The sequence below is a fragment of the Cytobacillus sp. MT66 genome (genome assembly GCF_058792595.1).
Map to the genome: position 1 here is coordinate 374,641 of NZ_JBXAFB010000004.1, position 23,935 is coordinate 398,575.

Below are 23,935 nucleotides of genomic sequence, written 5' to 3' on the forward strand. Positions count from 1 at the left end.
AGTGGATATTCGTGCAAATAGGGTTAATGTGAGAGAAAATCGAAGAAGCGACCGCAGAAGCGACAGCAGACGTCGCAGAACTGACTTCTGCAGAAGACGTAGAAGTGATTTTTGTAGAAGACGTAGAAGTGATTTTTGTAGAAGACCTTTTTGGTTTTAATAAAAATGATAAACGTCAACTTTTTGAAGAAATTATGAACAAAGAAGGCAGGGAGACTCCCTGTCTTTTTGAGTTGGTGATGAAATTATCTCAAATTGTCGAGTTTTCTTATCAATATTTGTAAAAGGCTCTTCATTTTCTGGGAAATATGTCGAAATAACTAGTATAGGATCTTTTAGTGAAAGGTGAATACATATGGATAAAACGTCGATTATTGGTCTCATTATAGGGGTTATTGCTATCGGAGTGGGGATGGTTTTAAAAGGGGTTAGCCCAATCGTAATCATAAACCCAGCTGCCCTGTTAATTATAGTATTAGGAACGATTGCTACAGTGACGATTGCCTTTCCTACAAGTGAAATCAAAAAAGTGCCTAAGCTGTTTGGTGTCCTTTTTAAAGAGCAAAATCATATGAATCCAACAGAGCTTATACAGACCATTTCCGAGTGGGCCCAGATTGCTCGAAAGGAAGGGCTTTTAGCACTTGAAGTGAAGACAAATGAAATTAATGATCCATTTTTAAAAAATGGCCTTTCATTAGCTGTGGATGGACAAAGTGCTGATTATATACGTGACGTTCTAAATGAGGAAATTGATGCAATGGAAGAACGGCATGAGGCAGGAGCACAAATTTTTTCACAGGCTGGCACGTATGCACCATCACTTGGGGTGCTTGGAGCGGTTGTTGGATTAATTGCTGCACTAGGAAATATCAATGACACACAAACATTGGGACATGCCATTAGTGCTGCATTCGTTGCAACGATGCTCGGAATATTCACCGGCTATGTTCTTTGGCACCCTTTTGCCAACAAGCTGCGCAGAAAGTCAAAACAAGAAGCAAAGATCAAAACAATGATGATCGAAGGGATACTATCTGTGCTTGAGGGTGAGGCACCAAGAGTTATTGAGCAAAAGCTGGCTTCGTATTTGCCTTCCAGAGAGAAAAGAACTTTTCTAGAGAAAGGCAGCGTGACATTGGATGAGTAGAAGAAAAAAGAAAAAGGATGAAGAGCATCCTAACGAATCATGGCTTCTTCCATATGCCGATTTATTAACACTGCTTCTTGCATTATTTATCGTCTTATTTTCTTCAAGCTCGATTGATGCACAGAAGTTTGAAGCCATGTCACGTGCTTTAAATAGTGCGTTCTCCGGTGGAACAGGGATTTTTGATTTTCCAAGTCCTATTCCAGAGGGGCAAATGCAATCTTCAGATGTGATAGAAGATAAAGACGAAAAAGAAACTCTGCAAAATAAGCCTGTTTTGCTCAAGGATGAGGAGCAACATGAGCTGGCGTCCATTCAGCAGAAGGTCAACACATATATTGAGGAAAAAGACCTGACAAATAAGCTGCAAACCTCTTTAACAGACGAAGGACTGTTAGTTTCTATAAGGGATAATGTTTTATTTGCTCCGGGGAGCGCTGAGGTGAGACCGCAGGATAGAAAAGTTGCAGAAGAAATCAGCGAGCTAATGATCATGGATCCGCCAAGGAACATTATCATTAGCGGCCACACGGACAATGTGCCGATTGGCAATGCACCATTTGATTCAAACTGGGAATTGAGTGTCATGCGTGCCATTGAATTTATGAAAATTTTACTGCAAAATGAAAAGCTGGATCCCAGATGGTTTAGCGCCAAAGGATTTGGTGAATTCCAGCCCATTGCCTCAAATGGTACTGTTGAGGGAAGAGCGAAGAACCGCAGAGTTGAAATTTTAATCATGCCAAGAACAGCTGACTAAACCTTTTTGGGTTTAGTTTTTTCTTTATCTAATAGTGATGGCAAATCTGTTCACTGCGTTATTTGTTCAGAAGGTTCACATCTATACAAAATAAAAAACCGCTGAAATCAGCAGCCCCCATGAAAAAATATTATTCTTCTTTTTCTTTAGCCGCTTCAGGTTTGCACATACGATCTAGCTTATAGCCTAAAAAGACGGCAGCACCAATCGGAATGGCAAAATTAATAACATGGAAAATTGTCAATCTAACCCCTCCTTTAAAAATTTGTCACTGTATGAATATTACTAATATTATATGCTGAAATTCACAAAATAGACAAATAAATTTCACTGAATTTTCGGAATTTGTTGTTGACAAAAATCGAGTTTATGTATTAGCTGTTAGCTCTGCAGATTTTAGCTTGGTGAATAATCCAATTTCGCTATTCGCTATACATCCGTCAATCTCCCTTAACAGTAAAAAAGAGGACCCAAAAATGGATCCTCTCTAAGCAGCTTATATCGTTTTTTCCTTCACTTGGCGGACAGCAGCCGATTTTCTGCCATGCAATAAATAATAAAATAATAAACATATGGCAACGATCCCTGCAAGAATCATATAAAGGGATGAAAATCCTGTATAAATCACGATGACTCCCAGCACATAAGAGCCAAGTCCGATGCCAGTATCAAAGAAAGTGAAGTAGGTTGAAGTAGCCAAACCTCTTTTTGATGAGTCCGATCTTTGGATGGCAATGGTTTGCAGGCAGGGCTGAATGGTTCCAAAGCCTAGTCCGATTAAAGCCCCCGCAAGTAAGAATACAAAGGTGTTATGCGCTTGACTTAAGAGTAATAAGCCAACAGCAAACAAAATAATCCCTGGGTAGATAATTTTATTTTCTCCGTGAATGTCAAACCAGCGTCCGGTAAATGGACGGGAGATTAAAATAAACACAGCATAAACGACGAAGAAGAAGCTGGCAGCCGTAAGAAGCCCGAGTTCTTTCGCATAAACAGAAATAAAGGAAAGCAGCCCTGCATAGCCAAGAGCAAGAATTCCCGCAACAATTGAAATAGGTATCGCATTTTTTTCAAAAAGGGTGGAAAATGAAAGCTTTTGAGCTGGTTTTTTAACACCATGACCAGATCTTTTCGGCACGCGAACAATGATAGATAATAAAACGGCTAAAAAGCCAAGGACCGTACATAATCCGAAAATAATATCAAAGCCCATGTATTGAATGATTGTCAAGCCGGCGAAAGGACCGATAACCATAGCCATGTTCATAAACATTCCGTAATAGCCGAGGCCCTCACCTTTTCGCTCATCAGGAATAATATCTGCGACAATCGCACCGGTGGCCGTTGTTGCCATGCCAAAACCGATTCCGTGAACAAAGCGCAAAGCAAGCAGCAGCGGAATCGAATCCGTCCAAAAATAAAGTAAGGATGCAACGGCAAAAATAATTAAAGCAGCCAGCAAGATTTTCTTTCGCCCATATTCATCAAGCCATTTGCCAGTAAATGGCCGGCAAAGAACTGCGGCAATCAAGAACATGGAAACGATGAGTCCGACTTGTGTTTCATCTCCATGTAAATCATCCATTACATAGATGGGCAATGTTGTCAGTAAGATATAAAACCCAATAAAAAGAAAAAAGCTGGTGAACGAGATACTTAGAAAGTCTTTCGTCCATAATGGTTGTTTCTTCATGCTGTTCCTCCTATAAATTTTCCTTCATTTTTTCAATAAATAATAGCATTGAATGAATTTCTTCATCCTCAATCGTTTTTAGAACTCTCGACTCGCATGCTCTGACTGCCTGATGCCATTCTTCATATTTATTCATGGCAGCTTCTGTTAGAACGATCTGCTTTTCCCGTTTATCAGCACCGACCAGTTTTGTAATCCACCCTGATTTTTCAAGACGGGCAATCGTTCTTGTCATTGTCGGTGCTTCAACGCCTAAATACTGTGCTAGCGTTTTTTGTGTAGAGGATCCATTTGTTTTTATGAGATAAATGATTGTCCATTGAGCAGAATAGAGGCCGAGCGGGATAAGTGCTTCGTTGAGAGCCTTAGAAAAATGCCTGGAAAACTGGTTGAGGGAGTGAAGAAGCTGTGTTTGGTTGCTTTCCATTAAATCACCTATATTTAAATTAGTTACCTAGCTAATTATATGCACTTTCGATCAGTTTGTCTAGACTAATGTTCAAAAAATGTTCACTTGATTTTTTGAAAGTGTTTACATAAAAAATCCAAGCCTTTTATTATATAAATTTTATAAATAATACATAATATTAAGAAAATGAGAGGAATTAAGAGTAAATGAATGAAAAACGTTCAATATAAAGAACGAATGTGAGAATTTCGATTTTTATCATAACAGAACATTTGGACTATACTCATCTTAATAGTTCTTTTAAAAGAACAACCTAATCAGGGTGGTGAAAAAATGTATCAAAAAAACTGCGATAAATGTCAACGGCCATCATTCGGCAGCAGTGAATATGGGGCCTGGCATTGTCCTGTATGCGGAAACGATTTAACGAAATATCCCTTCCTCGATGCAATGACACTTGAGAGAATTCATGTAAATGCTATTCCGTTTCAAAGGAAGATAGATTGCTATAAAGAACAAATCAAATCACTATGCTTGTGGACATTTTCAAAAGGGGATGGGACGGTTGGAGACAAAGGTCATCGCAAAGGAATTAGATAAGGAATGGATGCGGCTTATATTAGAAGCGAAAAAACAAGGAATTGAAAAAGAGGAAATTCGCAAATTTTTTTATAATGGGCAGGGAGAGGAGGCTAGTGAAAAATCATAGTAATTCCTGGGCGGGGATACTTTTTTTGAGTTACCTTATTTCAGTAACCGATTGATAATGGAGGACTTTCGTGAAAATCATTTTCCTTTATCTGGCTTTCTTGAACTTGTTTGATGGTGCAGTTACCTTCTGGGGACTCCAATCATCCATCATAACCGAATTCAATCCGCTTATGCATTCTCTCTACGATGTACATCCTGTGATTTTTCTTGTTTTTAAACTATGCTTGTCTTGTTTGTTGTTAGGATTTGTCGTTTTTAACCGGGTTCCATCGAATAGGCCTATAAGAGTTATATCCTTGGCAGCTTCGGTACTTTATACCTCTGTCATTTTTCTGCATGGGGTATGGATTTTTCAGTATATTGCGTAATCCTTGATAAAATAGACGACTTGTTTCCCTATTTTTCTGGCACCTTATAGGTTTTTATAATAATTTTCATTATTTAATCAATGAATTTTGACCTTTATGACAACCATATGTTGGAAATTGTCGATTAATCGGGGAAATTTGGGTTTAAAACATAGATTTATTTGACAAAAAGTAACACATTCAAACGTAAGCAAGCTAGTAAAATACAACTATGCAAAAAATACTATGCTTGTTTTTAAGGACACAGAAAATGGCAAACCCACTGAAAAATGGGGACGCAAAGTCACAGATCTAAGGTATAAGAGAAAGCTGGATCGGAAAATTGTCCTACATACATACACCGCAATTTTCTGGAGTACAGGAGATACATACTAAGATGGCTGGACTGCCTGGGATACGAATGGTATTTTGGGAGGGAATAGGTTGAATAATCTTAATGGACAAAATGAAGGACTTGACAGCGAATGGGTCCAGTTAATCATCGAAGCAAAGAATATGGGAATTGAAAAAGACGAAATAAGGGAATTTCTTTTAAAAAGTACGATTAATGAATTTAGCATTAAAACGAGTTAAATAAATATAAGAAATGAGAAGTGTTTCTTATGAGGGGGGTCTCTAAAAGAAATGCTTTTATTTTTACAATAAAAAAACAGAAGCATTGATAGGCTCCTGTTTTATTTCTTCTGATCAATTCTCCATTTATTAAATTCTAGAAATTCGCGGAACTGGTCTTTTGATACCCCTGAATTCATTGCTTCCTGGACAATGTTGATCCACTCTGAATCTAGCTCGTCTTTATTTGGCTGCTCGTGTATTAAATGATCAACGGGTACATTTAAGACGCCAGCGATTTTTTCAAGAAATTGTATTGAAGGGTTTGTTTGCAGGTTCCGTTCTAATGAACTTAAATAGGATTTGGCTACGCCAGCCCGTTCTGCAAGCTCGGATAACGACATTTTCTTTTCTTTACGCAAAGTTTTTACACGCTCACCGATCATCCAATCTCACACACCTTACTATTAATAATTATTCCTATTATATCAAAAAACAGTACGAAGTTCCATATTACGAACATAATATGTAAAATGTTCAGTATATTTCCTTATTTACCCGTTTTGTACGATTTGAAACCAATTTATATAAAAAAGTGCTCCGCTTAGTTTGCAAGAGCACTTTTTGATTCCACAAGCTTAATGATTTCCTCGGTTGCTGCATCCACATCATCTGCTTCAATATGATGGAATGGCTTTTCATATTCCAGCTGTTTGTGGGCATATCGCGGATCATAGTAGGATTCTAATAAAACCTTTATAAAGAGTCTAAAATCTTGATTTTCTAATGAATCATCTAATGCTTGAATAGCCTCTTTGTCTTTCATGCGCTTCCTGATAAAGGCATACCGTTCCTTAATGGTGTCAAGAAACCAATCCTCGTTTAAATATGGCTCAACATAGTCGCGGTGAATTCGCTCAATGCGCGTTTTTAGCGAAGCCTGCAGGTTGATGTTGATTCCATCTTGCTTCAAGTCAAGAAGGACGTCCGGCTGAACAACCTTTCCGATTCGCTTGCTTTCTGCTTCGATAAAGAAAAACGGTTTGTCCTTTATTTTTAGTAAAGTGTCAAAAAGCAGGGCATCGAAGGTTTTCTGACTGTGGCCCAGGTATTGCCCGTAGTAACCGAAGATGGATCCGCGGTGTGCAGCCATTCCTTCCAGGTCGATAACCGCCATGCCTTTTTCCGCTAGCTTATGAAGCACTTCTGTTTTTCCAACGCCCGTCATTCCATGAATGGAAATCGCCTTTTGCGGAACAAGATTGGGTATTGCTTCTAATATATACTGCCGGTAGGCGCGATACCCTCCGGTTAATCGTGTGGCTGAAAGGCCTGCGAATGATAAAAAGGTAGCAACCGATTTACTGCGCATGCCGCCGCGCCAGCAGTAAATAACTGGATGTCCGCCATCCTGCATTAAATCCCTAATTTTGCCGAGCATGTCTGGGATTTTTGCAGAGACAATCTCCATTGCCCGCCATTTCGCTACATCTGAACCTTCCTGTTTATAAATCGTCCCAATAAGGGCGCGTTCATCATTCGTAAATAATGGTACGTTGACTGCACCCGGAATATGAAATTCTTCAAACTCGCCAGGTGACCGAACATCAACCGGAATAGCCTTTTCCGTATGAATGAATTGATCAACACTTATTTCTCTCATATTTGGTGCCTCCATTTATCAGTTCCGTCTCGGAGATTGCACTCAGATATTTTTGGCAAAATCTGAGGCGTCCGACTCACAACTATACTATTGTAACTCTTTCTAGAAAAATTGTCTTTTGGAATTATTACCGGTTTGTCCAATTTTATAATGAATTATTCTTATACAAAAACAAAACAGCCCCCAAAAAGAGGCTGCGTCTGCTTACTTATTCTTCCTAAGATTGCCCAGTTCCTCGGCAATTGCCTGCATTTCATTCGGGCTGAAGGAGTTTTTTTTCATGACAAGATCGTAAATATCCTTTAACTCCTCGTACATTTCTTCATCAAAATGGGACGGTTTGATTGCTCCAAAGTTTAATACTTTTAGTTTTTCTTTAATTTTTTCAATCATATATTCAACATTTTCAACAGACTTTTGTGCTAAATCCACCCGAATTCCCCCTCTTAAATATGTACCGTCAGTTCTCTAGTATCCCCATCTTTCCATGTTATTCACAGATTGTCAACCATATTTAAAAGGTTTATGGTTAAAGGTTGCAGAAGATATCATTTTGAAAGAAAATGGTGGCAAGGAGGAATTTTATATATGATTAATGTTCTTTTTGTATGCCTAGGAAACATCTGCCGGTCACCGATGGCCGAAGCGGTGTTTCGTGACCTTGTAAAACGGGAAGGCTTGGAAAGTGAAATCACTGTTGATTCGGCCGGTACGGGAAATTGGCATGTCGGCAGTCCGCCGCACGAAGGGACTAGACAAATTTTAAAAAGATATAACATTGGTGCAGAGGGATTAAAGGCCCGGCAAGTTTCAGCAGATGATTTTCAAAGGTTTCAATACATAGTGGGGATGGATGCATCGAATATCCAAAATTTAGAAAATTGGCGAAAAGGGGAGACAAACACCAAAGTTGTTAAGCTTCTAGATTTTGCTGATGATGAAAGTAAAGATGTGCCTGACCCATATTTTACAGGGGATTTTGATGAAACATATGAGCTTGTGAAAAAAGGCTGTGAGGGGCTGTTAAAAGAGCTCAGGTCAAACCATAATATATAGGAAAGCGAGTGGAAAAAACATGGGGAAATCATTATTTTGGAAAGGCGTACTATACGGTGCTTTGGCTGGTGGCGCACTGAGCCTGCTTGATAAAGACACAAGAGAAACAGTAGCTTCAGGATGTAAAAAGGCAACGAAAGAGGTTACTCATTACGTAAAGAATCCTGGTGAAGCCATTGATCGGGCTAAAGAAATGTCGAACCAAATTAAAACAGCGATTGAACAGGTAAGTGAAGAAGTTTCCTTCATTGCAGAAAAAGTGGACGAGCTGAAAGAGACGACTCCATATGTTGCCGGGCTTGTTGAGGATACGAAGGAAGCTTTTATAGAAGAAAAATAATCAATCTAAATGTGAGGTGTTGGAATGGCGCAGGCCTTTTCAAATTTGCTTAAGCAATTATGGAAAAGGGTTTTGGAAGATGAACTGTTTGGCCTCGCGGCGCAGCTGGCTTACTACTTCTTGCTCTCGCTTTTTCCATTACTTCTATTTTTAGTGGCTTTGCTGCCCTATCTGCCGATTACAACGGAAGATATTTTGGCGGTTATACGTGATTTCGCCCCAGAGGACAGTATTGAATTAATTGAAGCGAATTTGCTGCAGCTCTCACAGAAAAATGGCCATTTGCTTTCGTTCGGTATTATCGCCACGATGTGGTCTGCTTCAAATGGCATCAATGCTATCGTTCGTGCGTTTAATAAGGCGTACGATGTGAAGGAAAGCCGGTCATTTATAGTGGCCAGAGGCATGGCGATACTATTTACCTTTGCTATGATTTTTGTTTTTGTGATGGCACTGCTCTTACCTGTATTTGGGCGGCTAATTGGGATCTATTTATTTGCGAAATTAGGTCTTTCTGATGAATTTTTGACCATTTGGAACACCCTTCGCTGGCTGCTCAGTTCGATTATTTTGTTCATTGTTTTCACTGGTCTGTACTGGATCGCGCCGAACAAAAAGCTTAAATGCGTCAGCGTTGTTCCCGGGGCGATTTTTGCCACGGTGGGCTGGGAGCTGTCATCTTTGGCTTTTTCCTTTTATGTGACCAATTTCAGTAATTATTCCGCAACCTACGGGAGCATTGGGGCTATTATCATTCTCATGATCTGGTTTTATCTGACAGGGATCATAATCATCATAGGCGGCGAAATCAATGCTGCATTCAGCAAAGTGAAAAAGGAGGATTGCTTCGAATAGCGAGGCTTTCCTTTTTTTGTCGGGATAAAAAAAGGATTAGATCAAAGAATATGACAAGGGGAAAAATATTGGTCTTTTGAAAAGGAGGCTTATATCAATGGTCAAAAAAGATGGCGGTACAAAGCAAAAAGGGAAAAACAAACCTAAGCAAAAAACATCCGGCTCTGCAAATGGACAGAATGGATATCATTAAATGGGGGCCCCGGGGTTGAACCCGGGGTTTTTTGTATTATTTGGATTAAATGATGCTGGGAATTTGGCGGGGGAGACCTTTATTGCGGTCATGAAGGCTAATTTGAAGCAAAAATCAGTAGAGAAAGTCCTGCATCGGGATTATGAAGGCCAAGTTGGGGGAAAATTTCGAAGAGAAAGTCCTTCATCGGGGTCATTAAGGCCAAGTTGGAAGCAAAAATTCATAGAGAAAGTCCTTCATCGGGGTTATGAAGGCCAAGTTGGAGCAAAAATCAGTAGAGAATGTCCTACATTGATGATATGAAGGCTAAGCCCATGCAGTTAACCTAATCCAAAAAAGTCCCTCACCAAAAAGAGATGAAGGACTCATAAGTTAATTCTGCGATCTTAACAGCCGTAAGCTATTCAAAATAACTAAAATCGTACTGCCTTCGTGCGCAATCACACCGAACGGCAAATCGACAAACTGCAGGAAGTTTGAAGCGATTAGAAGCGAAATGACTGTAAGAGAAAATACAATATTCTGCTTAACAATCCGATTCATTCGCTTAGACAGATTAATGGCTTCTGCAATCCGCGGCAGATCGTTTTTCATCAAGACAACATCAGCTGTTTCGAGGGCAACGTCTGTTCCTTCGCCCATCGCAATCCCCACATTTGCGGTGGCAAGAGCGGGAGCGTCGTTGATGCCGTCACCAACCATTCCTACTGTACCGTAGGTTTTTTGTAAATCCTTAAGATGGTCGACCTTGTTCTCCGGCAGGCACTCGGCAATATAATCATCAACATGGGATTCTTTAGCAATCGCCATTCCGGTATTTTTGCTGTCGCCGGTCAGCATGATTGTGTAGATTCCCTGAGTTTTCAGCTGATCGATTGCCTGCTTGGTTTCCTCGCGAACCACATCTTTAAGGGCGATGATTGCGGCAATCTCCGCGTTTTTCTGCACAAAAACTACCGTCTTTCCTTCGCTTGCCATTTTTCCTGCGGCACCGTCTGAAAAGTTCATAGCAGCATCTGTACCAACAAACTTTGCTTTACCAATTTTCCACTCATCCTGATCAATCGTTGCCTGGACACCCCATCCAGTTACATCTTCAATGCTTTCAGGACTGATAAGCGATTGCTGCAAATGTTCTTTTGCATATTTGACAATCGCGTTTGCCAATGGATGACCAGAGTGGCTTTCAATTGATGCAGCTTTTAAGAGAACTTCGTCAGTATTTAGACCGCTAGCGACAATGAAATCCGTAACTTCAGGTTTTCCTTTTGTCAGCGTTCCTGTTTTATCAAAGGCAATTGCTTTCAGATGACTTAGGTTTTCTAAATGTACCCCGCCTTTAAAAAGAATCCCGTGCCGTGCGCCACTTGATATGGCAGATAAAGTGGCTGGCATAATTGATGCGACAAGTGCACAGGGCGACGCAACAACGAGTAGAATCATCGCACGATAAAACGTTTCTGTCCATGTCCAGCCCAAAAGGAAGTGGGGAGCGAACATCATTAAAGCAACAACAGCTAAAACGATCTTTACATACGTCCCTTCAAATTTTTCGATAAAAAGCTGTGAAGGGGACTTCTCGCTTTGTGCAGATTGCACCAGCTGGATAATTTTCTGGAATAGGGTCTCACTGTTCGGCTTTGTAATTTCTACAGTGATCGACCCGTTCAGATTAACCGTACTGGCAAAAACATTATCCCCGCTGTCTTTGGAAACAGGCAGTGATTCACCTGTAATCGCTGCTTCATCTATCGTTGTGTGTCCTTTTATAATTTTTCCATCAGAAGGCACGCGTTCCCCGGGCTTTACTAGGATAAGATCACCGATAGAAAGCAGAGAAACATGAACTTTTTCTTCCAAACCATTGGTTATTCTTAATGCCTCTTCAGGCTGGATCTCCATTAAAGCAGAAATCTCCTTATGGCTTTTGTTCATTGTATAGGTTTCAAGGGCACCGCTTACTGCGAAAATAAAGATGAGAATCGCGCCTTCTGTCCAGTAACCGATAATTGCAGAACCAATAGCTGCAAAGATCATCAGCATTTCTACATTTAATTCTTTATTGGCAATGGTTTCTTCAATACCCTCTTTGGCTTTGGCAAAACCGCCGATCACAAAGGCTAGTAGATATGCAACTACGGAGGCAGATCCAAAATCAGTCTTATCTAGAAGCCAGCCGGCAGCAATCAGCACACCGCTGAGTAAGGCAGCAATTAGTTCAGCATGCGGCTTAATTTTCTCGATAAGAGAATCTTCTTTTTCAGTAATTGGACTTTTGGCTAAAGCTTTTACTTCTGTATTCATTTTTCTTTCCCTCCCTCAATTGATATTGGTTTTCATTTGTTTCTTTCTAATTGAGAAAAATAATCACAATCATTACCCCAAAAAACGACGAAAGCTGCCGCCATATAGGCGACAGCATAAAAAATACCAATTTAGAAATATTTTAATGTAACTTTAGTTTACTATATAACATATTGAATGAAAAGGAAAATGTTCGCCGTTTTCCTTGGAAAATTCTGATTGTCAAAAATCCGCCACACATCATCACTTTAAAGCACCGGGGGACAGGCCCCCGATAGTGTAATGTGTTAAAGCAATGGGGGACAGGCCCCCGATGCGGTAAAGCGTTAAAGGTCGCCAAGTACTCTTTAAACCGAGGCGGAGGAGCCGCTTTGTTTAGAGACGGTTTCTTTTTGGCCAAATATGACGACGATTAGAAAGATCATTAGCAGCATGAAGCTAATGATGTTGAAAAAGCTGATGGATTTGAAGTAATGAATAAAGATTCCGCCAAGGTATGGGCCGGCTAGGCTTCCGATGCTGAAGGCTATTCCGCAAAGCAGATTGCCAGTTGGCAGGAGATTTTTAGGCGTAAGATCGGCCATATAGCTTATGCCAAGGGAAAAAGTCGATCCGACCACCATTCCGGCAAAAAAGATGCAAATGGTAAGGGCTAGCAAAGTTTCCTCTAAAAAGCTCGCTGCGGTGAAAGCGGTAAAACCGGCAAACAAAATGACCATCATAATATTGCGTCTTCCATACTTATCACTTAACACCCCAAGCGGTAATTGAAAAATAATTCCCCCTACAGCAAATGAGGTTAAGAGCAGGGATACGCTCGGTACATCAAGGCCGATACGCAATCCGTATACCGGAAAGCTTCCATTTAAAGATGATTCCAAGAATCCGTAGCCCAGAGGAGGCAAAAACGCCACCCATGCATATTTGGAAGCATCCTTAAATCGCTTCATTGTCTCCTTAAAAGAATTCACCTCAGCCGTCTGCTCTGGAAATTCATTTTTTAAAGAAAATAAAAATAGCCAGGCAATTAAACACAGAAATGAGGATACAATAAATGGCAGTGCTTCACTAAATTTGATAAGTGAAGCCATTTGCGGTCCAACTGCAAACCCGACACCAAAGAATAAACCGTAAAGAGAGATGTTTCTTCCTCTTTTATGATCCGGCGAAAAAGAGGTTATCCATGTTTGTGTCCCAAAATGCAGCGCATGATCGCCAATACCGATCAGCATCCGCAAGACAAACCAAAACCAGAAAGATTTCCATAAAGGAAATAGGATGAGTGAAACGACAACAAGCAGCCCGCCCAAAATAATTACAGGTTTATATCCATATTTTCTTAAAGGATATTCCATAAAAGGCGAAATCAGTAAAATCCCAATATATAGGCCTGTTGCGTTTAAGCCATTCAAGCTTGAGGAAATTCCTTCATTTTCAAAAATAATGGCAATCAAGGGGAGAAGCATTCCCTGACTGAATCCCGAAATAGCAACAATGCTGACTAATATCCAAAATCGTAAGCGTTCTTTTGACATTTTATTACCTCTCGATGTTTGCTTTCAAAATGATGGTATCTGGAATATTGATTCTTGGCAAGATAAATCATGATTTTTTGGAAATCGGGAAGAATAGGAAAAACAAAACTGGGAGGGAAATCGTGACATTTTTTTAGAAAGGAAGAACTGAGGCTATGAATAAAATCTTAACGATACTCGCGTTTATCGGTGTGCCAGTTTCAGTGATTGGGACATTGCTTCACTGGTCAAGCATTATCCTGTTCATTATCTACTGTCTAACGATCATCTCGCTTGCCGGCATTATGGGCAGAGCAACGGAAAGTCTAGCTATTATTGCAGGACCAAGAATCGGCGGGCTGCTGAATGCGACATTTGGAAATGCGGTTGAACTTATTATATCCATTTTTGCACTAAAAGAAGGATTAATTGGGGTTGTATTGGCCTCGTTGACTGGATCTGTGCTTGGAAACCTGCTGTTAGTAGCAGGACTGTCTTTTTTTATTGGGGGACTTAAGTATAAGCGGCAGACATTTAATGTGTATGATGCCAGACATAATTCTGGTCTCCTTATGTTTAGCATTATCGTCGCTTTTGTCATTCCGGAGATTTTCTCCATGACGATGTCTGAAAAGGATACATTAACTTTTAGTGTCGGGATCTCCATCATCTTAATTACTTTATATTTGGCAGCATTGTTGTTTAAGCTGGTCACTCACCGAGGTGTCTATATTACAAATGAGTCCAAGGAATCAAACCATGAAGAGGAAGAACCGGAATGGGGAAAATGGAAATCGGTTATTGTTCTTTTCGTTGCAACCATTGCCGTTGCCTATGTATCAGAGCATTTAGTGCATACATTTGAAACAGTCGGTGAAACCTTTGGCTGGTCAGAGCTCTTTATCGGGGTAGTAATTGTAGCAATCGTCGGTAATGCGGCCGAACATGCTTCGGCAATTATCATGGCCTATAAAAACAAACTGGATATTACGGTTGAGATCGCGGTCGGATCAACGCTTCAGGTAGCGATGTTTGTTGCGCCCCTGCTCGTTCTCGTTTCGCTGTTTTTCCCAATATCGATGCCTTTGGTCTTTACCATGCCTGAATTGGTTACAATGGTGACGGCTGCGCTCCTGATGATAATTCTTTCTAATGATGGGGAAACGAACTGGTTTGAGGGGGGCACACTGCTTGCAGCCTATCTCATTATGGGAATTGGTTTTTACCTTTTATAAAAATGGATTTGTTCAATATTGCCGTTGATTTCAACTATAGGCGCATCACTTTCTATGCCAAAAATAAAAAAACGACTCTGATAGCGATTGTCAGGGTCGTTTTTTTAATATCATAAGTATTTATCCGTTCCATATTAGATGATTATAAATCTACTCGCTTTCTTACGCATCACCAACCTTTACTATTTAGTGCTAAACCTTGCTTTTTTGATTGATGACTTTCCAATAATAATTTTATCCTCCTGTTTTAATTTTGTAAGCGAATTGACTTAACGGCCCTCCTTTTTCTTAAAGTAAAATTATTATACAACGATTATGGACATTTGTAAATATTCTGAGTTTTAAAATAATATTACAAAAGCTAGGTCTTTAGGAACATTTTGTAAACAGATTTTAAGGTATGAATTTATGACAGGGAATGGATAATAAAGCTGAACTCCGAAAAAACTATAAACAAACAGCAAAGATTGTGAGTTGAAAGGAGACCGACAGCATGAAAAGATACATGTCCATTTTCCTATTAGGTCTAATTTTATTATTACCTATTCAGCAAACTGCCTGGGCGGAGTCAAAAGCTGATACAACAAAGAAACAGGCAGAGCCGGCAAAACAGCAGGAACCTGAGAAAAAGGGAATTGCTATACCAAATTCTGTGCTGCAGATTACCAAGGAAAATACGTATCCAAATCCTGCGCAGGATATGCCAACCTTGCAGCCAAGCGAGCTGACACAGGAGCTAATTAATTCATCAAAGGTAAAAATAGAAAATCCAGACCTTATTCGCATGTTAAATGAAACGACAATCAATAGTACTCCTTTTGCTATCGGTTACAGGGCTATTATATACCTTGGCCAGTGGCCGCTGAATTATGAGTCATCGGAAACATCTCCAAATTGGGAGTATCAAAAAATTAACACGAATTATTATGATAACCGGGGTGGAAATGCCCCATACCAGATTCATTATGTTCAAGAAACACAAAAAATCGTCCGAGGCGGATTAACTGCGAAAGTACCAAATGCGGAAGAAGTTAAAAAAATGATGCTTTTAAAAGCGATGGATAAATCAGGTTTGCCTCTTGCTTTTGAAACAGTCATTGGCGGCGGAACAAAAAAAGATCACAAATATAATATACCTGCGAAGCGTTTAGGCTATTTATATGGTTACGCTCCAGCAATCAACGAAAAAGGGAAAGTAACTTACGGTGAAGTGTTCCTCATGTTAAAAGGAAACAAAAAAATGATCATCATTAAAAATGTGACATCTCAAGGTGTAGGTGCCTGGATTCCAATCCAGGATCATGTATCATTCGGTTTTGTCGCAACAGAACGTCCAAGGTAACAAAGTCAGCCTTTTTGGCTGACTTGTTTTTTTAAAAAAGGGGCGCAAGTTTTTGCGAACAAACAGTCCAAGTTTCATTCATTTTTCAGTTTCCTTTGCCGCCAGATGTTGCACCGCACTAAATTTTTCGGTAGGATGGTATCGTAACGAAAGGAGAGAACGTTTTGGGCAGTCCGATTGCAGATAAAAACAGCCAAGTCGATTTTTTAAAACAGCGTTTAAATATGTTTCTCGATCTTCTGGATGCGATTGAGCCAGAGGAGACAGAGGTTGATGATATTGACCGTTTAATCAGAATTATTGACGATATTGAATCTAAATGCCGTGAATTTAATCATCGCGATCTATAAGGAGCTCCCAATTGGGGCTCTTTTTTTCTGAGGAAAAAGTACCGTCCTTTTTATTTGTATTGAATTTTTAGTCAATTTTGAATATTATATAATCATATTTGACTAGGGGGACGAGCAGGATGCTTTCAACTGTTGATGCAAAAATCCTTTTGGAACATATTTTAAAATTTTCGTTTGATGAAATTTTTATAACAGATGCTGCAGGGAATGTCCTATATGTAAGCCCTGCTTTTACTCAGCTTTTTGGCATAAAAGCAGAAGAGACTCTTTATCAAAGTGTTTTTCATTTAGAGGAAAAAGGGATTTTGTCCCCGTCGGTTACGGGAAAGGTCCTTAAATCAAGAAAGACAGAAACAACCATACAGGTGACCAGAACGGAAAGAAAACTTATTGTTTCAGCCTATCCTGTTATCGATAGAAATGGCGAGCTATTGGGAGCCATTAGTTTTTCACGGGATATTACTGAACTTGATTACTTACGAAATACCAACGATGAGGTAGAAAAGACGCTTAAGCGATATGAAAAAGAGCTTGAGAAGATGAGAAATAGAAACTATGGCATTTCAACAAATGAGCAAATGGTCCAAGTCTATCATACTGCGCAAAAGGTATCTGAACTTGATGTGACGGTTTTATTGGAGGGAGAATCCGGTGTCGGAAAAAATTATATCGCTCATTATATCCACCAAATCTCTGATCGCAAAAACGAGCCGTTTATTGAAGTAAACTGCGGGGCCATTCCTGAATCGCTTATAGAATCTGAGCTTTTTGGATATGTAGAAGGTGCTTTTACCGGAGCTAAAAAAGGCGGCCATAAGGGATATTTTGAATCAGCCAGCAAGGGGACTATTTTTCTCGATGAAATTGCAGAGTTGCCTCTAAACCTTCAAGTAAAGCTGCTTTCCGTACTGCAAAATCGCTATATCCATCGGATTGGCGGAAATGCAAGGATTGAGCTGAATTGCAGAATTATTTGTGCTACCAACCAGAACCTCGAAAAACTGGTCAGAGAGAAAAAGTTTCGTGAAGACCTCTATTATCGCATTAATGTGATAAAGCTTTATATTCCACCGCTAAGAGAACGTAAAGAAGATATTCCCCCTTTAGTTTACAAACTGGCAGAAGAGTTAAATGAAAAGTATAAGATGAACAAGCGCTTTTCGACCGAGATGATTTCATGGATCAGCAATCAGGAATGGCCAGGAAATATAAGAGAACTGAGAAATTACGTAGAAAGAATGTTAATCACCTCGAATGATGATGTGATTGATTGTGAACTCGCGGGGGCGGAGAAGCGAAGGCTTGAAGAGGATATGACGCTGGATGAATATATGGAAATGATAGAGGCAGATTTTATCGTCAGAATGTATGAAAAATACCCAAGCAGTGTCAAGCTTGCGAAAAAACTTGGAATTAGCCAGTCGAAAGCGAGTCGAAAAATCAGAAAGTATGTTACAGTGCTTAGTCAATTTTGACTAGCTTTCTGTTTCAAATCCCTCCCCTAGTGTTGGCATACTTTTTGCAGTAGTAATATCCAAACATATTTTTAAAAACACTAGGGGGAATGACGAATGGTTAAACCAGATGAAAAGCAATTTTTAAATCTTCCTTTTACCGGGATCTGTTCTTTTGGGAAATATCCAATTTGTACGAATTTAGATGAATTAGATGCAGAAGTAGCGGTTATCGGTGTTCCTTATGATATGGGGACACAATGGAAGTCTGGAACAAGAATGGGACCACGTGGCTTAAGGGAAGGTTCTACTTTATACAGCTTCGGCCTGGACGGTGCTTATGATATTGAAAAAGATATTATGTATCTCGGACCAGACTGTAAAGTAGTCGATTGCGGTGACGTTGATATGGTTCATGGCGATCTTGAGCAATGCTTTGATAATACAGAAGAGGCTGTTAGAAAAATTATTGCAAAGGGAGCAATGCCAGTGGTTCTAGGCGGGGATCACTCCATTACGATTCCGGTTGGGAGAGCATTGGATTCTATTGGGCCTTTTCATGTTATTCATATTGATGCTCATCTGGACTGGGCTGACCATCGCTCTGGCCAAAGATATGGCCATGGAAGTACCTTCCGCCGATTGTCCGAAATGGATCATGTTCAAAAAATGTGGCAATTAGGCATCCGTGGAATCAGCAGCAGTAAAAAAGAAGATGTGGATGCGGCAAGAGAATATGGAAGTGTTATTTTATCTCCAAGACAGATGAGAAAAATGGGAGCAGATGCAATTATCGATATGATTCCAGAAGGAGAACAGTACTATGTCAGCATTGATATTGATGGACTTGACCCATCCATTGCACCAGGGACAGGAACACCATCACCAGGTGGCCTGCTTTACGATGAAGTAAATGAATTGCTTGAGGCTATTGCCAAAAGAGGCAATGTTATTGGATTCGACCTTGTTGAAGTGTCACCTCCATATGATACAACAGGCATAACCAGTCAAGTCGGAGCAAGAATCATCCTTGACTTCATCAGCTTTATCTTAAAAGAAAAGAAAGACAAAGCAGCAAAACCAGAACAGCTTAGCGCACTAAAATAATACGGACAGAGGGACAGGCACCGTGTCCTTTCTTCAAAGGACAATAAACCTGTCCCTGTATCCTTGGCCACGAAATTTTTGGAGGTGACCTATATGAATGAAAATACAGCTGTTCTGAAGAAGAAGGAAGTTTATCAGGAAGAGAGTTTAAAGGAAAAGATTGATATACCCGACCGGGATGACCCCAGCTATGTTGATTTTATTACGATTAATAAGAGTCAATACAAGATTGGTTTAGCAAAGTCAATCATTTTCACTGCAATCGCTTTAATGGTATTCTTTGTTCCGATAAGCATCAATGGAAAAACAGATATTTTATTTGGCTATATCTATAATTATTTTGTGCAATTGCTAGGGAATGCCGGACTTTGGATTGTTTCTCTGATTATGGTTGCGAATACCGTTGCTAGCTTCTATGGGAAATTCGCTGCAAAAAGCAATGCCTTCCTCAAAGACTATTACGGCCATGATTCAGTTTTTCACCCCTTTTTATATCTCGTAGGCGCTATTTATACGGTTATCTATACCTTCCATATCAGCTTTGCCCAGTTTACAGGACCCGAATGGATTGTCGGAAGTGCAACGGGCGGAACTGTTATCCCAAGCATCGTTTTAGGCGTATTATGGATCATTATTGTCGGTGCGTTTTTCATGCCGTTTCTATTAAATTATGGCGGCATCGATTTTGTTGGGACCCTTTTAGAACCGATTATGCGCCCGGTATTCAAGGTTCCTGGGAAAAGCGCGATTGATGCCATCGCCTCTTTTGTTACTTCATCTTCCATGGCAGTTATCATCACAAGCAAATTATATAAAATGAACGTTTACACAAAAAGAGAAGCCGCTGTTATTGCAACGTCTTTCAGTGCGGTTAGCGTCGGGTTCGCCCTATTGGTGATCAATACGGCTGGATTAGGCGACCATTTTCTGAAAACCTACTTTTCAGCATTATTAATTACCTTTATCATTACATTTGTAATGGTAAGAATACCGCCATTATCGAAAAAGCTGAATGAATACTCGAGCGGAAAAATTCAAACAGACAGTGATCGCAAAGGCGAAGCAAGATTCGAAAAAGGGATGCTGAAAAAAGGATTGGACCGTGCAGCTAAACGTGCCTATACTGCCGAAGGGATTTTTAAAGAAATCTATTCAAGCTTGGTTGATGGGTTTATGGTCATTCCAAAAGTGCTAACATTGCTGTCAGCAGCGGGCATTACAGGATTAATAATTGCCGAGTATACGCCTATATTCGATTGGATTGGTCAAATCTTTGTTCCGCTTTTGAATGTAATGGCTGTTCCAAATGCGCAAGAGATCGCCCCTTCAATCCCTGTTGGATTTGCAGAAATGTTTCTTCCTGTTCTGCTAATCGCAGATAAAATTGAAATAATCGATATTGCCGCTAGATATTTCATAACAACTCTTTCTATGGTTCAAATTATTTTCCTTTCTGAAACCGTAGTTGTTATGCTGGCAACCAAGCTTCCAGTTAAGTTCGGCGAACTGGCCTTGCTTTTCTTATTAAGGACACTCATTGCGATTCCAATTGTTGCGGTGTTTATGCATATTTTCTTTTAACTAAAGAGCCAATCTTGGCTCTTTTTTTAATAGAAGAGGGTTTTAGGCTATAAAATTTCCCATTTTCCAACATTGAACCTATGTCTTTTCTAATATTCAGGTTAGGGGTATAATAGTAGACGGTTAATTATTATAATTTTCGTAATAGAATTAAGCAGTGCAAAGGGGAAGGGGAACATACATGAATATTGAGAAATTCCAAGAAAGCATGTACCAGCTGGTAGTAGAGACTTCTACAAATCTTCCGAGGGACGTTCGCCGGGCAGTGAAAGCAGCAAAGGAAAGCGAAAGTGCTGGAACTAGAGCTGCGATGAGCTTAGGAACGATTACTAATAATATTAAAATGGCTGATGATAATGTATCGCCTATTTGTCAGGATACAGGCCTGCCAACTTTCAAAATTAAAACTCCAATTGGCGTCAACCAGCTTGAACTAAAAGAAGCTATCAAAAACGCTATTGTACAGGCAACAAAGGATGGAAAATTGCGTCCAAATGCAGTTGACTCCCTAACAGGAAAAAATAGCGGAGACAACTTGGGTGCAGGCGTGCCTGTCATTAAATTTGATCAATGGGAAAAAGATTACATTGATGTCCGCTTAATTTTAAAAGGCGGCGGCTGTGAAAATAAGAACATCCAATACAGCCTTCCTTGTGAACTAGAAGGACTTGGCCGTGCTGGCCGTGACCTTGACGGTATCCGCAAATGTATCATGCACTCTGTTTATCAGGCACAAGGACAAGGATGCAGCGCCGGTTTTATCGGAGTTGGCATCGGCGGTGACCGTTCTTCAGGATATGATCTAGCTAAAGAACAGCTATTCCGTTCTGTAGACGATGAGAATCCTAACGAAGATCTTCGTAAATTAGAAGAATATGTGATGGAAAATGCAAACAAGCTTGGCATCGGAACAATGGGATTTGGCGGAGAAACTACACTTTTAGGCTGTAAAGTTGGTGTGATGCACCGTATTCCAGCAAGCTTCTTCGTATCAGTAGCGTATAACTGCTGGGCATTCCGCCGTCTAGGTGTAGAGATTAACCCTGAAACAGGCGAAATTAATCAATGGATGTATCAAGATGGGGAAAAAATTGATTTCGGTGCTTCGCAGGCTGAAAAGGAAACAGCTGCAGCTTCTGAGACTCAAACACAGGTTATTCAGTTACAGGCTCCGATTTCTGAAGAGCAAATCCGCAGCTTAAAAGTTGGCGATGTTGTTCAAATTAACGGAAGAATGTACACTGGCCGTGATGCCATTCACCATCACTTAATGAGCCACGATGCTCCAGTTGACCTAAATGGACAAGTAATTTACCACTGCGGTCCTGTTATGCTGAAAGATGACGAAGGCAAATGGCATGTAAAAGCTGCTGGCCCAACAACAAGTATTCGTGAGGAGCCATACCAAGGTGACATCATGAAGAAGTTCGGCATCCGCGCTGTCATCGGTAAAGGCGGTATGGGTCCGAAAACGCTGGCTGCTCTTGAAGAGCATGGCGGTGTGTACCTAAACGCAATCGGCGGCGCTGCACAATACTATGCAGATTGTATCAAAGAAGTCGAAGGCGTAGACCTAATGGAATTCGGTATTCCAGAAGCTATGTGGCACTTACGCGTAGAAGGCTTCACAGCCGTAGTAACTATGGACTCACATGGAAAAAGCTTGCACGCTGACGTTGACAAATCTTCACTTGAGAAATTAGAGCAATTTAAAGAGAGAGTATTCTAATTATTTGATAAGACGGTTCATGTGCCTTTATAGCACAGGAACCGTTTTTTTGTACCTTTCTTTCCTATTATTGGCACTGTAGTTTAGCGAATGTTTTCCTCCTCTCCACAAACAATAAGAAAAAATTAGAGGAGGAGCGAAGGTGCTAAGAAAACTAATCGTTCTAGGTGTTATATATGTGCTTTTATCAACTGCTGCTTACGCTGAATATGCCAATTCCCCGATTCATTGGGGGTTTAAAAAAGGTTCCAATGAGCAGCCAGCTGATGCCGGAAAGCCCTTAGATGATATGCTTGCCAGACTTGGTGCATATTATAAGGGAGATCCCATGAAAAAAGAGATATATCTAACCTTTGATAATGGATATGAAAACGGCTATACCGCTCATATTTTAGATGTTTTGAAAAAGGAAAAGGTGCCTGCAGCATTTTTTATCACAGGACACTATATTGAAAGCGCACCAGACCTGGTCAAGCGCATGGCTGCCGAAGGCCATATTATTGGAAATCACTCCTGGCATCACCCAGACATGACAACAATAAGCAACGAGAAAATTGCCAAAGAGCTGGAGATGGTCCGCGAGGGTACAGAAAAATTAACGGGCATCAAAAACATGGCTTATCTGCGACCGCCGCGCGGCATTTTTAGCGAACGAACCATTCAAGCTGCGAAACAGGAAGGCTACACCCATATTTTCTGGTCGCTGGCTTTTAAGGATTGGAATGTGGACCAGCAAAAAGGCTGGCAGTACGCTTATGATAATATCATGCGACAAATCCATCCAGGAGCGGTTCTGCTGCTTCATACCGTTTCGAAGGACAACGCAGACGCACTTGAAAAAGTCATTCAGGATTTGAAGAAAAAAGGCTATACCTTTAAAACACTGGATGACCTTATGATGAGCAAGGCGATGGATGATGATATTCCGTATTAGACTGTTTTTTTGTATGAAGGCCCAAGCTATGTCAAAAAATTATAGCAAAGGCTTTCATCGAGTTCATGAAGGACAAACTGAGGCAAAAAAGGCAGAGGAATGTCTATCATTGAATTCATGAAGGACAAACTGAGGCAAAAAAGGCAGAGGAATGTCTATCATCGAGTTCATGAAGGACAAGCTAAGGCCAAAAAAGCGGAGGCATGTCCATCATCGAGTTCATGAAAGACAAACTAACTCGGAAAAAGCAGAGAGATGTCTATCATCGAGTTCATGAAGGACAAGCTAAGGCCAAAAAAGCCGAGGAATGTCTATCATTAAGTTTATGAAAGACAAGCTGAGGAGAAAAAAGCAGAGAAATGTCTATCATCAATTTCATTAAAGACAAGATTACCTTAAAATGGTCTTCTGTCAAGAAAGTGGACAATAAAATTTGAGATTTTTAAAACTAAAACCACTACCGCACTTCGTTTGGTCCAGTATTAGAAATGGTCAGTCGAAAACCATGACTGCCCATTTCTAATACTAATGTCTAATTTACGAGATAAATTCGGTACAACCTTGTTGGTGGTTTCTCTCATATTGATTTGGTGAAAAGTTCCCCAAGGTTGAGTGCTTTCTTTTTTCGTTATAGA

The 23,935-nt window shown here is 40.2% G+C and carries 24 protein-coding genes and 1 riboswitch; of the genes, 17 read left to right on the forward strand and 7 right to left on the reverse strand.

Features of this window, described 5'->3' with window-relative positions; translation table 11 throughout:
• Nucleotides 1-104: 104 nt before the first annotated feature.
• From AC1Q59_RS10205 to motB, 3 genes are all read left to right on the forward strand, one after another.
• Nucleotides 105-284 carry a hypothetical protein gene (locus AC1Q59_RS10205; RefSeq protein ID WP_492365704.1) on the forward strand — a complete coding sequence of 60 codons (180 nt, stop codon included), beginning with the start codon at nt 105-107 and terminating at the stop codon, nt 282-284.
• 71 nt (nt 285-355) lie between these two features.
• On the forward strand, nt 356-1,150 hold the full coding sequence (motA, locus tag AC1Q59_RS10210; RefSeq protein ID WP_492365705.1) for a flagellar motor stator protein MotA: 795 nt from the start codon (nt 356-358) through the stop codon (nt 1,148-1,150).
• Complete coding sequence (gene motB, locus AC1Q59_RS10215) at nt 1,143-1,910, forward strand: flagellar motor protein MotB (protein ID WP_492365706.1); 768 nt, start codon at nt 1,143-1,145, stop codon at nt 1,908-1,910. The genes motA and motB overlap by 8 nt, the downstream gene beginning before the upstream one ends.
• Nucleotides 1,911-2,406: 496 nt before the next feature.
• Here motB and AC1Q59_RS10220 read toward each other — a convergent pair whose 3' ends face one another.
• Entirely contained in the window at nt 2,407-3,603 is a 1,197-nt protein-coding gene (locus AC1Q59_RS10220; RefSeq protein ID WP_492365707.1) for an MFS transporter, read from the reverse strand.
• A 10-nt stretch (nt 3,604-3,613) separates the two neighbouring features.
• Nucleotides 3,614-4,030 (reverse strand): MarR family winged helix-turn-helix transcriptional regulator, encoded by a 417-nt coding sequence (locus tag AC1Q59_RS10225; RefSeq protein ID WP_492365708.1) that lies wholly within the window; start codon nt 4,028-4,030, stop codon nt 3,614-3,616.
• 547 nt (nt 4,031-4,577) lie between these two features.
• Here AC1Q59_RS10225 and AC1Q59_RS10230 point away from each other — a divergent pair.
• From AC1Q59_RS10230 to AC1Q59_RS10240, 3 genes are all read left to right on the forward strand, one after another.
• Nucleotides 4,578-4,721, forward strand: a complete 144-nt coding sequence (locus AC1Q59_RS10230) for an anti-repressor SinI family protein (RefSeq protein ID WP_492365709.1) — start codon at nt 4,578-4,580, stop codon at nt 4,719-4,721.
• A gap of 70 nt (nt 4,722-4,791) precedes the next feature.
• Nucleotides 4,792-5,091 (forward strand): DUF5658 family protein, encoded by a 300-nt coding sequence (locus AC1Q59_RS10235; RefSeq protein WP_492365710.1) that lies wholly within the window; start codon nt 4,792-4,794, stop codon nt 5,089-5,091.
• Nucleotides 5,092-5,333: 242 nt separating this feature from the next.
• A riboswitch (cyclic di-GMP riboswitch) is annotated at nt 5,334-5,413 on the forward strand.
• A 101-nt stretch (nt 5,414-5,514) separates the two neighbouring features.
• Entirely contained in the window at nt 5,515-5,664 is a 150-nt protein-coding gene (locus AC1Q59_RS10240; RefSeq protein ID WP_492365711.1) for an anti-repressor SinI family protein, read from the forward strand.
• A gap of 101 nt (nt 5,665-5,765) precedes the next feature.
• Here AC1Q59_RS10240 and AC1Q59_RS10245 read toward each other — a convergent pair whose 3' ends face one another.
• The 3 genes from AC1Q59_RS10245 to AC1Q59_RS10255 form a co-directional block, all read right to left on the reverse strand.
• Nucleotides 5,766-6,089, reverse strand: coding sequence for a helix-turn-helix domain-containing protein (locus AC1Q59_RS10245; RefSeq protein WP_492365712.1), 324 nt, complete (start codon nt 6,087-6,089; stop codon nt 5,766-5,768).
• Nucleotides 6,090-6,247: 158 nt separating this feature from the next.
• Complete coding sequence (gene mnmH / locus AC1Q59_RS10250) at nt 6,248-7,306, reverse strand: tRNA 2-selenouridine(34) synthase MnmH (protein ID WP_492365713.1); 1,059 nt, start codon at nt 7,304-7,306, stop codon at nt 6,248-6,250.
• Nucleotides 7,307-7,510: 204 nt separating this feature from the next.
• Complete coding sequence (locus AC1Q59_RS10255) at nt 7,511-7,738, reverse strand: DUF1128 domain-containing protein (protein WP_492365714.1); 228 nt, start codon at nt 7,736-7,738, stop codon at nt 7,511-7,513.
• A 156-nt stretch (nt 7,739-7,894) separates the two neighbouring features.
• On the opposite strand from AC1Q59_RS10255, the gene AC1Q59_RS10260 reads away from it, so the two are divergent.
• From AC1Q59_RS10260 to AC1Q59_RS10270, 3 genes are read left to right on the forward strand one after another with little or no spacing between them, the layout of a single operon-like run.
• Entirely contained in the window at nt 7,895-8,362 is a 468-nt protein-coding gene (locus tag AC1Q59_RS10260; RefSeq protein WP_492365715.1) for a low molecular weight protein-tyrosine-phosphatase, read from the forward strand.
• A gap of 19 nt (nt 8,363-8,381) precedes the next feature.
• Entirely contained in the window at nt 8,382-8,702 is a 321-nt protein-coding gene (locus AC1Q59_RS10265; RefSeq protein WP_492365716.1) for a YtxH domain-containing protein, read from the forward strand.
• Between the two features lie 24 nt (nt 8,703-8,726).
• Nucleotides 8,727-9,557: a YihY/virulence factor BrkB family protein gene (locus tag AC1Q59_RS10270; RefSeq protein ID WP_492365717.1), complete on the forward strand. Its 831-nt coding sequence runs from the start codon at nt 8,727-8,729 to the stop codon at nt 9,555-9,557.
• A gap of 565 nt (nt 9,558-10,122) precedes the next feature.
• Here AC1Q59_RS10270 and AC1Q59_RS10275 read toward each other — a convergent pair.
• Both AC1Q59_RS10275 and AC1Q59_RS10280 read right to left on the reverse strand, forming a co-directional pair.
• Entirely contained in the window at nt 10,123-12,054 is a 1,932-nt protein-coding gene (locus AC1Q59_RS10275; protein ID WP_492365718.1) for a heavy metal translocating P-type ATPase, read from the reverse strand.
• A gap of 347 nt (nt 12,055-12,401) precedes the next feature.
• Nucleotides 12,402-13,589, reverse strand: coding sequence for an MFS transporter (locus AC1Q59_RS10280; RefSeq protein ID WP_492365719.1), 1,188 nt, complete (start codon nt 13,587-13,589; stop codon nt 12,402-12,404).
• A 155-nt stretch (nt 13,590-13,744) separates the two neighbouring features.
• Between AC1Q59_RS10280 and cax the strand changes: the two genes are divergently transcribed.
• The 8 genes from cax (at nt 13,745) to pdaA (ending at nt 23,300) form a co-directional block, all read left to right on the forward strand.
• Nucleotides 13,745-14,803 (forward strand): calcium/proton exchanger, encoded by a 1,059-nt coding sequence (cax, locus tag AC1Q59_RS10285; RefSeq protein ID WP_492365720.1) that lies wholly within the window; start codon nt 13,745-13,747, stop codon nt 14,801-14,803.
• 493 nt (nt 14,804-15,296) lie between these two features.
• Nucleotides 15,297-16,145, forward strand: coding sequence for a YfkD family protein (locus tag AC1Q59_RS10290; protein WP_492365721.1), 849 nt, complete (start codon nt 15,297-15,299; stop codon nt 16,143-16,145).
• Nucleotides 16,146-16,309: 164 nt separating this feature from the next.
• Nucleotides 16,310-16,495: an SE1561 family protein gene (locus AC1Q59_RS10295; protein WP_492365722.1), complete on the forward strand. Its 186-nt coding sequence runs from the start codon at nt 16,310-16,312 to the stop codon at nt 16,493-16,495.
• A gap of 119 nt (nt 16,496-16,614) precedes the next feature.
• A complete protein-coding gene (locus tag AC1Q59_RS10300; protein WP_492365723.1) occupies nt 16,615-17,970 on the forward strand; it encodes a sigma-54 interaction domain-containing protein in 1,356 nt (451 codons plus the stop codon).
• A 96-nt stretch (nt 17,971-18,066) separates the two neighbouring features.
• Nucleotides 18,067-19,056: an agmatinase gene (gene speB / locus AC1Q59_RS10305; RefSeq protein ID WP_492365724.1), complete on the forward strand. Its 990-nt coding sequence runs from the start codon at nt 18,067-18,069 to the stop codon at nt 19,054-19,056.
• Between the two features lie 93 nt (nt 19,057-19,149).
• On the forward strand, nt 19,150-20,637 hold the full coding sequence (locus AC1Q59_RS10310; protein ID WP_492365725.1) for a YjiH family protein: 1,488 nt from the start codon (nt 19,150-19,152) through the stop codon (nt 20,635-20,637).
• Nucleotides 20,638-20,818: 181 nt separating this feature from the next.
• Entirely contained in the window at nt 20,819-22,366 is a 1,548-nt protein-coding gene (locus AC1Q59_RS10315; RefSeq protein WP_492365726.1) for a fumarate hydratase, read from the forward strand.
• Nucleotides 22,367-22,508: 142 nt separating this feature from the next.
• Entirely contained in the window at nt 22,509-23,300 is a 792-nt protein-coding gene (gene pdaA, locus AC1Q59_RS10320; protein ID WP_492365727.1) for a delta-lactam-biosynthetic de-N-acetylase, read from the forward strand.
• Nucleotides 23,301-23,935: the final 635 nt, after the last annotated feature.